5 protein-coding genes, 1 other RNA gene and 1 pseudogene are annotated in these 13,859 nt (G+C 40.9%); 2 read left to right on the top strand and 5 right to left on the bottom strand.

Annotation, left to right across the window (positions count from 1 at the left end; genetic code table 11):
• Positions 1–69 precede the first annotated feature (69 nt).
• Both ABIN91_RS05065 and ssrA read left to right on the top strand, forming a co-directional pair.
• The gene (locus ABIN91_RS05065) at positions 70–1,269 is read left to right on the top strand and encodes a pyridoxal phosphate-dependent aminotransferase (RefSeq protein ID WP_348049129.1); all 1,200 of its coding nucleotides are present in this window, start codon (positions 70–72) and stop codon (positions 1,267–1,269) included.
• 111 nt (positions 1,270–1,380) lie between these two features.
• Positions 1,381–1,748, top strand: a transfer-messenger RNA (tmRNA) gene (ssrA, locus tag ABIN91_RS05060).
• 784 nt (positions 1,749–2,532) lie between these two features.
• Here ssrA and ABIN91_RS05055 read toward each other — a convergent pair.
• From ABIN91_RS05055 to ABIN91_RS05035, 5 genes and pseudogenes are all read right to left on the bottom strand, one after another.
• Positions 2,533–3,261: pseudogene (locus ABIN91_RS05055) on the bottom strand (recombinase family protein); the annotation flags it as partial.
• Positions 3,262–3,698: 437 nt separating this feature from the next.
• A complete protein-coding gene (locus ABIN91_RS05050) occupies positions 3,699–4,598 on the bottom strand; it encodes a hypothetical protein (RefSeq protein WP_348049127.1) in 900 nt (299 codons plus the stop codon).
• A 14-nt stretch (positions 4,599–4,612) separates the two neighbouring features.
• Entirely contained in the window at positions 4,613–8,170 is a 3,558-nt protein-coding gene (locus ABIN91_RS05045; RefSeq protein ID WP_348049125.1) for a DUF6443 domain-containing protein, read from the bottom strand.
• Positions 8,171–8,197: 27 nt separating this feature from the next.
• Complete coding sequence (locus ABIN91_RS05040; RefSeq protein WP_348049123.1) at positions 8,198–11,437, bottom strand: RHS repeat domain-containing protein; 3,240 nt, start codon at positions 11,435–11,437, stop codon at positions 8,198–8,200.
• A gap of 909 nt (positions 11,438–12,346) precedes the next feature.
• Positions 12,347–13,798, bottom strand: a complete 1,452-nt coding sequence (locus ABIN91_RS05035; RefSeq protein ID WP_348049121.1) for a recombinase family protein — start codon at positions 13,796–13,798, stop codon at positions 12,347–12,349.
• Positions 13,799–13,859: the final 61 nt, after the last annotated feature.

Raw genomic sequence — 13,859 nt, 5'->3', positions numbered from 1 at the left:
CTTGTCTTATACCGACAGGGATTTTTTATTTTGTTTTCCCGTAAAGGGGATTTATATTAATTTTGTGCCATGCCAAAAATTTCGCACAAGGGTATAGATATGCCCGCCTCGCCAATCCGTAAACTCACACCATTTGCCGATAAAGCCAAACAACAAGGCAAAAAAGTATATCACTTAAATATCGGCCAGCCTGATATTGAAACTCCACCGGGTATGCTTAATGCCATAAAAAACATTGATTTTAAGGTTTGGGCTTATACGGCGAGTGAGGGCACATTGTCTTATCGAACCAAGTTAACAGCGTATTATAACAAATTAGGTTACAACATTACACCCAATAACATTATTGTAACCGCCGGTGGTTCAGAAGCTATTGTGATAACCCTGTTAACCTGTTTAAACCCGGGCGATGAGGTGATCATTCCGGAACCATTTTATGCTAATTATAACGGTTTTGCCTGCCAGGCGGATGTGGTGATAAAGCCTATATTATCGTACATCGAAAATGGCTTTGCCTTACCAGCGATAAGTGAATTTGAAAAGCTGATCACAGATAAAACAAAAGCTATATGTATTTGCAATCCCAATAATCCAACGGGCTATTTATACTCTCCCGAAGAATTGGATGCCTTAAAGCAATTGGCCATAAAGTATGATCTATATATATTTAGCGATGAAGCTTACCGCGAATTTTGCTACGATGGCCGCACATTTAAATCGCCAATGCATTTAGATGGCCTGGATGAAAACGTTGTAGTATTAGATACAGTGAGCAAGCGTTATAGCGCTTGCGGTGCACGTTTAGGCTGTATCATCACTAAAAACAAATCCATTATTTCGGCAGCATTAAAGTTTGCACAGGCCAGGTTAAGCCCAGGCTTGGTTGAACAAATTGCGGGTGAAGCAGCTGTTGATACCCCGGATGAATATTTTGAGGCGGTAAATAAAGAATATACTCACCGCCGTGATATTCTTGTGCAATCGCTTAATAAGATGGGAGGGGTATTTTGCCCTAATCCGGGTGGCGCGTTTTATGTGGTAGCAAGCTTCCCGATAGATAATGCGGATAAGTTTTGCCAATGGATGCTTGAAGAGTTTGATTACAACAACCAAACCGTGATGATGGCACCGGCAACAGGGTTTTATAGCACGCCTGGTGCCGGAACAAATCAGGTCAGAATGGCATATGTATTAAATTCTGATGATCTGGAAAAGGCGATGGCTTGTTTGGAACAAGGTTTGTTAGCATATCCGGGAAGAAAGCTTTAAGCTAAGAGCTGAAAGTATAGGCTTTTTAATGTTTCAAAAGCTTTATGCGTTTTGCTATAAGCTTTCAGCTCAAAACAGTATCTTTGTAGTCTTGTTACATCTAACAATAATGGGGTCGACCGGAATTGACAGGATGGAGATAAGTAGGTAAGCATGCAGCGCGTTGTATGAATTAGCGCTTTAAACTGAACATTCAAACTTTCAAATGGCGAAAATCAATTTGCCTTAGCTGCTTAATTTAGAATTAACTAGCTTTTGTCCCGCCGGTGTTCTGTTTTGTTGAACCGGCAATAGGGGCACCGAAAAACGAAACTGGTTTGCGAAAGGTGCGATAAGCGAACGAGAAACAGCACATACGGAAGACGGTACAGGTGAGCAACTGACCTTCCCCTTCCCGACAACTTAACAGTAGATAAGCATGTAGAAAGCATACCTTATACCATGTTTGGACGAGGGTTCGAATCCCTCCGGCTCCACCTCACTGGACAAGTCAGATAATTCTGAACTTGTCCAGTTCTTTTTTGTGCCTAACCCATTGTTAGCCAATAGAATACAATTAACTATTTCGTTCAATCGATTAGTTCGATGTTGGAAACCATCAAACACCACATTCTGGGGGTGCATCGAACTAATAATCTTTCTTTTAACGGCAATATTATTACCTTTATAGCTGTAATTCAATTTTTTAAGGTTGAATAATGCGCCTGTAAGCAACTGGCCGACGATCCTGGCTGATTGGATCACGTCAGGCAATCTCTTTTCAAGTGAAGTGATCTCTTTTTCACACTTGCTTTTTACCGTTTGAAAATCCACATGTGTAAAATCACCCGCCATAAATAAATCCCTGGCCTGATCTGTTTTATTACTTAGTACCTTGATCTGGTCGCTAATCTGTCGTTGACTGTATTCCCCGTTGTTAGATTGTTGCCGGAACACCTTGCTAATGACATCCTGATAAAATGGCTCATAGCCATCCCTTAGATATATTTTTTCAATATCCTGATCAAACAATTGGTTCACTTCAGCAGCTTTAAACCGGCATCTGCACGAGGCGGAACAATGATAATAATAGTAATAACCACCGGCGTGCCCCTTGGATGCACTGCCTGTCAATTTACGGGTACATTTAGGACAATCTAAAAAGCCCCTTAATGGGAGCATATCCATCGAAACGATCTTTATTCCCTTTCTTTTCTTTTTACCATCCAGGAAATCCTGCACCTCGTAAAATAAAGCTTCGCTGATCAGTGGCTCATGCTGTCCGTCCGCCAGGTACTCTTCTTCATCTTTATATTTTGGTATCACGATCTTGCCGCAGTAAACCGGGTTGCGGATGATGTTAAAGAAGTTTTTGTAACCGCAGGAAACACCATTTTGCTTAGCTTGTTGGTAAACTTGCATAATCGTCAACTGTCCCCGCGCAAGCTCTTTAAATGCTTGCCGCATGGTGGTCGCATAGGGTTCACGGGGGGCGATATACTTTTTACCGTTTTCATGGGATCTATTGGCATAGCCCATTGGTGCCGTGGCGACCCACCGGCCTTCTTTTTTTGCCCTGCGCTGCCCGTGGAAAATATTTAAAGAACGCCTGTCATTTTCAACTTCGGGAGCTGCCAGGTAAAAAGCCAGCATCATCTTATTTTCGGGGATGGAAAGATCAAGCGGCTGTTCGATGGCCTGCGGTTCGGCACCAAAACGGTTAAGCAGGTTGATCATATAATAGGCATCGCCCGTATTCCGGCTGAATCTGTCCCACTTGGTAAATAAGATCAGATTGGTCTGACCACGGTCTTTCCGCAGGTCGACCAACAACTTGGACCATACCGGGCGGTTAAATGTCTTGGCGGAATGATCTTCGTAATAAACCTTGCCTACCTGTATAGACTTTATTTCACAATACCGGCGTAATACTTCCTCCTGGTTGCGTTGGGAGTAACCCTTTTCGGCCTGTTCATCGGTGCTTACCCGCACATATAAATTGGCGATCTTCATAAGTAATAAACGATTGATTTATACCAAAATACGGATATTTTTTAATAAAGAGAAAGAGTTATTACTAAATCTATCGATCGGATTTGATCAGTCATTTCATTTAGTAGCTCTTTATTTAATGGTCTATTGGTAAAAACAACCGAACTCCGAAACCCCTTGGTACTTATCCATACATCGCAAAATAAAAGAGGCAGTGAAGCATTTTAATTTATATCCTATTGCTTTGTTAGAGTGTCCAATTTGGGTGTATAATAAATCCCAGCATGTCCGATTGAAGTCTTTCATTCAATTGAATCGGGTTCATCTCTGATTAGGGGCCATGAGTAGACATTTACGCTGCAAGGCATTTACATCATTAGCCGAATATTAAAAACGCAGGGAGCCCCTGCTTTCTTAAAAGCCGTTAATACTTCCGCATATCCTCCTTCAAATCGCATTTAATGAAATTTTAACAAACCTGTATCCGTTTTAAGAAAAAGTCCCCGGTTGTTGTAAATCCAAACTCTGCCATCTGTGCCTTTGGAAACTTGTGGCAAGCCCCCATACAATTTATATCTCAAAAGTTTCCTTTCGTTGCTAACGCTGGCAAAATATGGTTCTGATTTGGTTTTATCAGAATGTACAAATCCTGCAATGTATAACGTGTCTTTGATAACCATCATAGAACTTATACTTGTTACGTCACTAAGATGAAGTAAGGTATCCACCCGGCCTTTTGATACTTTCAGGAGCTTTAAACCCGGAACGCGGCTATCATCTATTCGGTACTCCCCCGCATACTTGTGATAAATATTTTCCTGAATAAAATCTTCAGGTGAGTTTACCTTTTCAGAATACGTCCAATCTTTTTTTAAATCAGGGCCGGTCAATTTAAAAATCTTATAATCGGAGGCCATAACTTTCAGTGGTTGTCCGGTTGAAGACATGATATAATAGGGAAAGAAACTTTTGATATTAAAATCATACCCCTGCCAGTGTTTTCCGAAATCAGAAGATTTCACCATCCATCCTTTACTGCTCTCGTGTATGCCAAGCCAGGAATAAAGCCCCCAAAAAACGCCTTTGTCATCTATTGTCAATTGATTTATATAACGGCTTGTGGATATAGTTGTCCATGTCTTTCCATGGTTTAAAGTCATCTCTATCGCGTCGCCCTTTAATATGACTATAGTATCAGCCGACACATCAACGACACCAATAATTGTTTTGATATTCTTGGCAGGTAATTGTTCTGTTGAGTCAGGACTTGGCACATATCCTCTTTTATTAGATCCATGCTGACATGAATTCAATAAGATAACCAAACCGATACAATTCAAAAAAATGTTAAATTTCATATGATTGATTATTATTATCTTGTTCCCGGAGGGAAATTTCCTTGTTGTATAACATGATATGGCGTTTCTTCGTGGTCGGTGAGTAATTTGAATACGCCACCGATTCTGATTTGATCTACCATTTGGTTATATGGTATATTAGTTGTCTGCGACCCTGTAACAATGTTAAATAAAGGCGTATAATAACTGATCGGAGGGGCGGCAAATGAATCATAAGCACTTACCGCTGCTTTTAGAAAATACCGCAAATGATCATCGCTTACCTGGGCAGAATTGCGCTGAGACATAACGTCACCCGGAAACCCGTCGTGTGGTACAGGAATCTGGTCGTAAAGGCCGGTCTTCTTATTGTAACCACCATGAGTTTCATCATATCTGTCACTTAGCCCCAGTTCATGCAACGTTTCGTGGAATATAGTATAGTTATCTTTGCCTGATCCGAGGACCGTTATTTCTCTGGGAGCATCATTACCTACAGAAGATCCTCCAGATCTCGTTCCTTCCTCTACCGATCCGCCATTGTCAGATTCGGGCTGCGCTTTAAACGATAGTATGTTTTCACCTTCCTTCAACTGTTTAGTCGTGATATTTTCGTCATACTTATATTGCACATCGAAGGAAACATTTACACCATCAATGCTCTTGGATTTTAAATGTTCAGCAGCAAATTTCGTCAGTTCTTTTGCGCGTTCCTTGCTTGCACCAGCTCCTTTCACAAACACGGTAGCCGAAATTTTCAGGTCAGTAATATTGCCATTTTTGTCTCTTATGAGAGATAACCAGATATCCCGGCCGTTAGGATCAATTTTTTTGACAGGGTTATTTCCGGCGAATATGTAAGGAGAAAGGCCGGAATATTTTTCTGCTAGGGGATCGATCATGTTCCATCTTGCGATTACTGGATCATATATTCTTGCTCCGAAATCATATAACTTAAGCTCTTCTAAAAATTCTTTTCCATTGAAAAGGAATTCATTCGTAACGCCGTTATTTCTTCGTGGTATTACAAGTCCGAAAGGATAATAATCCTGTTTTTGGACGATTCTTGCGACGCCGCTGCTGTCATTAAAAATTACTCTCGAATTGCCCAAATGGTCATCAAGTGTAAATTCGTAAGTAAATGTTCCGTTAGAATTCTTCCTGGCTAATCCTTCACTCGAATTGATCAATTCCAAAACTCCGCTTTTGTATTGTATACCATTAATGTAGTCAGTTGTTCCGGAAGTTATATTGCTGCTATTGCTTCTTAATTTATTACCGGCTGCGTCATACCTATAGGAAATTGTTTTGCTGCCACCAATGGACTGCGGCAGATTTAAAATGTTATATGCTATGGTAACATCGTTTCTTGGATCATAACGAACGTTGCCGTTACCGTCATAAAGATAGCTGCTAGCACTAATTCCGCTAATTGTCGTCACTTGATTTCCATTATTAGTGTAAACATAATTTTTAGAAGATTGTCCTGGTACGATGCGTGTCAAGGTTTTTAAATTACCCATCCTATCATAGCTGATACCGGTTTCATTAAAACCGTCATTGGACACGCCGCTGGTTATACGGTTCAATTTGTCATAGGTATACAAATAGTTATTAGTTAATGTATTACCTACTCCCCAGGATTGTTTTGAGATGTTACCATTAAATGGCAGTTGGTTAATGTCATTGTAAACTAATTGCATAACAAAAAGCCCCGCGCTGTCTTTGTTCAGCCACCCTCGTTCATTGTAACGGTATAGTACATCTTGAAGAAAGCTTACTCCATTATTCTTACTGTAAATATGTTTAAATGTCCTTTCACCAACTTCGTTATAATCCAACTTGCTTAAGATAATCTTCGCTGAACCATTCAGCGATTCCCATGTGTTTTTAAGCCGCCCGTTGTGGTCATAATCTACACTGTCAGAAATGGTTAAAGGAGAATTGGCACCGTTACGATGAACTCGCATCGTGTTTTTCATACTGCTGTTAAAATTATATTGATTAGCCACCTCATCGAAATTGCTGTTATTAATGATTGAACCTAAATAATGCTGGTAGTATGTTTTAACAACCCTTCCGAAATCATCATAATACTGAACAGACCATAGCATATCAGATGTATTCAAAACGCCAGTTAACGATGCTGTTATAAGGCCTTTTATTTTATTGCTGTAATTCGCAGCCACATTATACGTCGACGGAAGTGCTGGAATATTATAATCGTCGTAATAATTAATGGTTAAATACGCAGTTATATTACTGGTTGGAAAACTGCCGAAAGAGTAATATTTGTGTGAGCCGTCTGCGTTATTTCTAGTCTCCCAGTTTACACTCTGGCCGTTTACCTGGTTTTGCAAATCTACTCTGCTTATTGCAATATTCCCGTTGTTCCAATTGCCGGATATTACTGCCCTTCCCAATGCATCGTATTTCAAAAATGTCCATTGGTTGGTTGTACGTTGCATAGAATCTTGTGTTGCTACGATTTGATCCAGTTTGTTAAAAACAGTAAAAATCGTTCCACTGCCTGGAAGTTTTTTCTCTACTAAACGGTTTCTAGTATCAAATCTGTATTGATAACAATTAAGATTAAGGTTTGCGATAGTTATCCCACCCCCATCTGCAAGTGCGCTCGGAGGTAGAACGAATGTCAGGTTATTAAAGTCGTCATATACATAATAGGTAGAAAGTATTTCGCCATTTGTATTATATGCTCTTTTCAAAATGACCTGATCATTCTTGTTTTTATAAACTTCAGAGGTTCCTACTTTGCCGTCAGCCGAAATCCAGTTTTCGTCTTTAATGATATTAACACTTAATTCATTCAGGTCATAGCTCCCTTTATCCACCAAAGTTGGTTTGCCGTTAGCATCCAGGGTGACAATGAATTTTTTTGCCCATCTCCCCGACGTTGTGGTTAAACTTCCGGCATCATTTGTTGCATAATCGAGTTTGGTATTATGTCCGGCATTAGCGGTTTTACCAGTCAATTGCCAGTACTCTCCAGGATAGCTTTGTTCCGTAATTCTGCTAACTGGTGATGGTTCAAAGTTTGTTTCTGAGTTTGGGAACGCATTCGCTTTTATATAGGGTGCGTTCCAGGTTGCTACAGGAGCCGGATTAGCATAAAAGGAGGCATTTTCTGTAGGTGCATTTGTTCTATAGGCTCCGTTGTTGGTAAAGACGGGCGTTGAATATGGTTGATATTTCGTCGATGCACGGCCGTACAAATCATAGGTAACTGGTTTTATTATATCTCTTTTTGTTGGGGACCCTTTAACATTGATGGACTGCAGCGGCCGGCCAAGGCCATCAAAGTAGTCAACAGTTGTGATCACGTCGCCAACGTTCATCGCCGCGATTTGAGATAGATTGGTTACGGAATTTACAGGTACTTGCAACGTGCTTGTCACAATATAATTCCTGGTTGAATCCGGAGCGGTATTCATTTTCTGCGCCTGGGCCTGATAAGCGGCTGATAAAATTATCAGTCCGCAAATTAAAGGGCGTAACACATCGCTATTAGACGAATAAGTGTTGGTAAGGGCTTGAAGCACGCTTTTCGCTGATCTGTGATCGTTAAAATACATATTTTTTTAATTAGGTAAGGTCCTTAATTATTTGCTTTTGTAGTGATAATCGGTGTGCTTAACTACGTTTCCATTTTTATCTTTAACATTAATCAAACGTTGAAAGTCATCATACTGGAAAGAGGTCACCATTCCCTTAGTATCCGTCGAACTTGTAAGTCCATTGACCGTGCTATAAGTTTCTGTTGTTACTAATGCGTTAGCTAACCCGGCATTGATTCGGAGTGGTGCCAGAAAGCTGTTTACCTGAGCATCAGTAGGGCTTGGGATATTTCTAAAGGTTAGGATTGCCGACTCGCTACTTAATGCCGCCACAACTGCCGTGTATTCTGCATTCTCAATCCTCGCAACCGGAAACTGCCCCCCATATCCCCATATATAGCAAATTTTAGCGCCGCCTTCCTTCGACATGCATTGCACGTTGCCGAGATTGTCGTAATTATAATAGTGGAGACGGGGTTCATAAGTACCGTTGGCTTTTTTGTATTCTACGGTTTGAGGAGCATATATATTATTCCCCCAATCCTTATAGTTTGTTCTTAAAAAATCGATTGGTACAGAGTTCTTGAATTGGGCTTTTACGATCACTGTATTTATCATGTTTTTAGCAGACATCGCGTTATATGGTGAAACTGTTGGGAAATCGTTAGGATAACTATAAGTGACACTAAGTGTATCCTTTGTACTTGATAAAGTATTGATTAAGGTAGGTTTTGCATTTCCAAGATTTCCATATTTAAAAATAGTCGTGTTCTGGGTATAGTTATTACCGGCGATATCGAAGGTTTGCACCCTGATCGTATCGACGTAAGTCCAAGCACGATAAATCCAATAATAACTAAGCGAAATGCTGTTCTTCTCATATGCATTCGGCTCACCGTATTTTGTGCAATCCATATCATATTTCTGTGTACCTATATATCCATTAAACCGTTTTGCAAAAATGGGATCATCACTATAATGCGTAAATGTCTTTTTAACTGGTATAAATATGGTTCCTTGTAGTTTGAAAATGCCACTATACAACTCTTTTCCGTTCTTATAGCCTGAATTACTTGTTGGAGCACCTACGATTTTTTCACCTCTGTAAATTGTAGCTGACTTATCTGCGGCGACAATAAATGAATGCTCGATCCTACCATTTTCAAAGTTCTCCCCATATCCTTCCGCAACATCTTTATAGGAGGTTACCGTAGGATATATATTCAGATTATAAAGAGAGTTAGAACCGCTGGTTACAAAAGCGAATGGAACCGGTTGCTTACAAGTTCCGATATCTGTGCAGGTCCCATAAAGCGTAATCGGATGTTCATAGTATGGAATAAACTGCCGTGCACCTGACGACTGGTCGGCGTTCGTAAAGCTTTTATAATAAAATCTTTTAATCATAGGTAATGTACCCACCCCATCAAAAGTGAGTAATTTTGAAACGCGCACACCTCCGATTGCGAAATTTCTTGTGTCAGTAATTACCGCGCCCGGTTTATAGATGATTGTCGCACCTCCTGAAATGTTTTGGCCGTATACCGTTATTAGTATTTTATAAACTCCTGGGGCGAGATTTTGAGTGGTGCTGATTTTTTTATTTAACAGGATTGTGTACCCTCCGACTGAATTGTTGTTGGCGTCTTTTATATCAATCAACGTTTGAGCTGAGCTATTGGGAAAGCCATTCAAAGACTTGCAGAACCCCGTAATGGAGACCTTTTGAGCGAATGAGACAACTGCTGTTTCGGTAGACGTTAAAATGGTTCCCGGCGTATAACCAGTTCCGGTTTGTATGGAAGCAGTACTGTCTCTTGAAGGAATCGTCGTTGTAACACCGTAAGTATCATTCCCCTCATAAACCACACTGTCTTTTCCTCCGGTAGGGTATGTGATCGAGTTTAACAACCCTTTAGCAGCGTAAACAGCATCTGGATCACGATTAGCGGTCGCCGCGAACAGATAGTCGGCGGTGGTTAGGTCAAGTGGTGTGGGTATTAGTGTGTTATTTATTTTTCCGTTGTAAAATCCCCAATGATCTTGGCTATATGATAGCCGCTTTGGAACAGTTCCTTTGTCATTATATCCAAAAATATGGCTTTTTTCGATTTTATTTTTGCCGTCGCTTTCTGTCAATGTGGTTAGGAAGGGCCTTTGTCCTCCGTATTGATAAACAAATGCGAATGTCTTGATTACAGATATGTTATTTGGTCCATAAACACTAATTGAAGAAAGTAGTTTATCCCCATTGTAATCCTGACGGTTTATATAATTGAATTGAATTTTATTTCCATAAGTAGATGTAATGCTATCGAGAAGAACCCCTTTTGTCTGCATCCAGTTCTGATAGTCGCCATTGGAGGGTGTAGGTCGGTATACATGGTTATTCAGTGCTCCGCAGAGCTGATAGGATGGTGTGGTGCTGAGCCATGCATAGAGCGTTTGATTACTCCCCGTGATGTAGTCAAATGTGAGTTTTGAATAAAAAAAACTAATAATGTCCCCATTGGGATGCGTGATCTTTTCCAAATACCAAGATGTTGGCACGTCCTGCGAATAGGTTGAAGCTGGGCTTGATGATCCGTTTTGAAAGGTGGTGGTCAGTTCGGTCGCATCATCTCCAAAAAGATACTGAACACCATCCGGCGTTGTAATCTTGAATTGTTGGGTGCTTATATTGTCAATTACCAGCCCTGAATTAGACAAGAGCACAGGTTTAAGCACCAGGGTATTATTTATTCGAACAGTGTCTAAGATGAATTTTCCATTATAACCATTGAAATCATAGGTGAAAATATCTGGCTGCCCGTCTACCGTACCATTGGGTCCGACACCCTGAAGTGGTATCGTGGTGCTCAATAATCTGGTATATATAAAATACTCTCTATTCGTAATGAATTCTAGTGACGTAGGAGGATAAATCCGTAACACTTTTTCATCGACGCTTCCAAGAACAGTTCGAGTAATTACTCCCCCTGCATTCAGGCGAAATTGATTACCAACTCTGGATGCTATTTCATCTACTTTGAATCCCGTGCTTGTATAAGCAATAGATATTGGCATCTTGATATTCTTTGATGCATAGTCGATTAATTTGATTGAAAAATTAACCGCCCCCGACGACATGCCGACATCTACTCCTGCGTATTTCCCTAAAGATGAAGCATTCGGCGAGGGCGGAAGTAAGTTAACGTTATTATAATCCTGAGCTTTAACCACACCAATGGTTATCAAGATAAATAGAGCGATCATTACGCCAAGTTTTTGATTAAAAAGACTCATTGGGATTGAATAAGGTTTTTATTTGTGTTTTAGGAGCGATTATTGGTCATTGAAATAGACTGCCTTAAATATACAAACTAATTATTATCACTGTCTGAAATAATAATTAATATATATTAAATTATACTATGCCTGGACTTTTTGCCTTGTTTGCCGCATTGGCCTTCTGACATCGGGAAACGATGCAATACTTGCCATACCGCTAATGCGAGTAGCTATGGACTTGTTTGGATCGGAAATAGCAGTAAGTGTAGCCGCAAGGCGCTATTTTATTTCAACACCCGTTTAATGCTTAGGTAATCAATTGCATCGATGTAACCGGATAATAATAAGTATTAGCTGCAAAGGAGGTGGGTGATCAGATTTCAAAAGGATGAGCGTATGCCAAGGTATATATTAAATATCCCAGTTAATGAGATTTACAACACCCAACCTATGTATTCTTCATGATACTTATTATAGATATACATAAAGCACTATTTTTATGTGCGGCTTAATCAACTTCTCAACGGTTGCTATCAATGAATCTAGGTCGAAGGGTTTAAGATCACGGCATCGCATCCGTATGCAGCAACGCTCCTAACCGCAGGTCCAGCAGGATGAGGTCCAGCGGAAAGCTTTCGGCCGGTGGCAGCAATTCGGCGCATGTGCGAATACCACACACATCATATTGTTCATAAGTAAAAACTTCCGTAAACTACTTGAAGGATGTCTTCATTATCCTCCAGTACACGGATCTTTCTCATTTCCTTGTATCGAAATTAAGATGAAGTTTAAACGATAAGGCGTTCAAAGCGCCTTCAAGGCGGTCTGCAAAAACTTGCCGGGCACAGCGTTTGATTAATACTTAATAAAGATAGCCTATATGAGAGTGAAAATCAATAGACTTGGCAAGTACGTTTTTAGGGTTTATCTTTTGTTATATATAAGCATTATTGTATTTCCCATTTGACCATCCTCAAAACCATCACTGGTATAAGTTAAATTTCCAGGAAACAGTAATCCGATCATTTTACGCTTATTTGCCACATTTGCCTTTTTATAAAGGAAAGCCAGGTTCAGCAATACCTTGTCATGTCGCTTAAGCAAGGTGGCTACAGCCTCCTGCGGATCGGCAATAGCAGCAAGGAAATGCTGCAAAGCGACTATTTTATTTTCAGCTTCCGTTTTAATGCTGCGGTAGTCAATTGTATCAAGATCACCGGATAATAATAAGTCCTTCGCTTTGTTCAACCTGCTTTGCTGATCGTCCAACTGTTTTGACGCCAGCCTTTGTTTGTTTAAAACTACTGCATTCTTCTTCTCCATAGCGTCCGCGACGATCTTTTTAAATAAGCCCATAAATTCCGGCCTGGCCGTGTAGCGCTTTAATTCCTTAATCAGCGCAGCGTTGACCTGGTCAGCATTAAACCGCACCCCGCAGGCGGAAGAGCAATGATAATAGTAATAATAATTACGGCTGCCTTTAGAAGGGCTTCCTGTCAGCATCCGTGTACACTTCGGACATTTGAGAAAACCACGCAGTAGTAGCCTGCCTGGTGAGACGATCTTGGTCAGATGTCGCTTCCTTCCGTCTAACACCTGCTGTACGCGATGAAAAACGGCTTCAGTGATGATCGGCTGATGTTGCGCCTCAACCCAATGCATAGGTTCATCTTTAAATAAGGGAACCACGATCTTTCCGCAGTATACTGGGTTACGGATCAGGTTCCAGAAATTGTTGCGGCCGCAGGCCAGGCCTTTTCCTTTAGCCACCTTCCAAATCTGCTCAACGGTATATTTACCCGTGGCGATCTCCTGGAATGCGTCACGCATAATTACAGCCTGCGGTTCATTAACGGCGATATACTTACGCCCGTCCTCATAGGATTTATTGATATAACCTACCGGTGCCGAAGCAATCCATCGACCTTCTTTTCTGGCCCGGCGCATTCCGTGAAATATATTAAGTGCTCTGCGGTCATTCTCTACTTCAGGAGCAGCCAGGTAAAAAGCCAGCATCATCTTGTTTTCTGGGATGGAAAGATCGAGTGGCTGTTCGATGGCCTGGGGTTCAATATCGTATGTCCGCAACAGTGCGATCATCTGGTAAGCATCGCTGGTATTACGGCTGAACCTGTCCCATTTGGTAAATAGGATCAGATCAGGGTTAACCCTGGCTTTTTTGAACCGGGCAAGAATTTTGCGCCATTCGGGTCGGTTGAATGTTTTAGCCGAATGATCCTCGTAAATTATTTCCTGCACGCGAATGCCATTCGAGTGGCAATACTTATGAAGGAGTTCATCCTGGTTACGCTGTGAATAGCCTTTGTCAGCCTGCTCGTCCGTGCTTACCCGTATATAAAGATCAGCTGTCTTCATTTTTTGTCCTCGTCGTTTACTATTATCTCTGCCAGAAGGTACAAGAAATCAAGCATGGTTT

The organism is Mucilaginibacter sp. (assembly GCF_039921305.1).
Classification (GTDB): Bacteria; Bacteroidota; Bacteroidia; order Sphingobacteriales; family Sphingobacteriaceae; genus Mucilaginibacter.
This window is presented reverse-complemented; position numbering and strand designations above follow the sequence as displayed.

What these genes read in the sequence shown, in the direction of transcription:
- ABIN91_RS05065 (WP_348049129.1), top strand. Translation starts at nt 70, where the DNA reads ATGCCAAAAATTTCGCACAAGGGTATAGATATGCCCGCCTCGCCAATC.
- ABIN91_RS05050 (WP_348049127.1), bottom strand. Translation starts at nt 4,598, where the DNA reads ATGAAATTTAACATTTTTTTGAATTGTATCGGTTTGGTTATCTTATTG.
- ABIN91_RS05045 (WP_348049125.1), bottom strand. Translation starts at nt 8,170, where the DNA reads ATGTATTTTAACGATCACAGATCAGCGAAAAGCGTGCTTCAAGCCCTT.
- ABIN91_RS05040 (WP_348049123.1), bottom strand. Translation starts at nt 11,437, where the DNA reads ATGAGTCTTTTTAATCAAAAACTTGGCGTAATGATCGCTCTATTTATC.
- ABIN91_RS05035 (WP_348049121.1), bottom strand. Translation starts at nt 13,798, where the DNA reads ATGAAGACAGCTGATCTTTATATACGGGTAAGCACGGACGAGCAGGCT.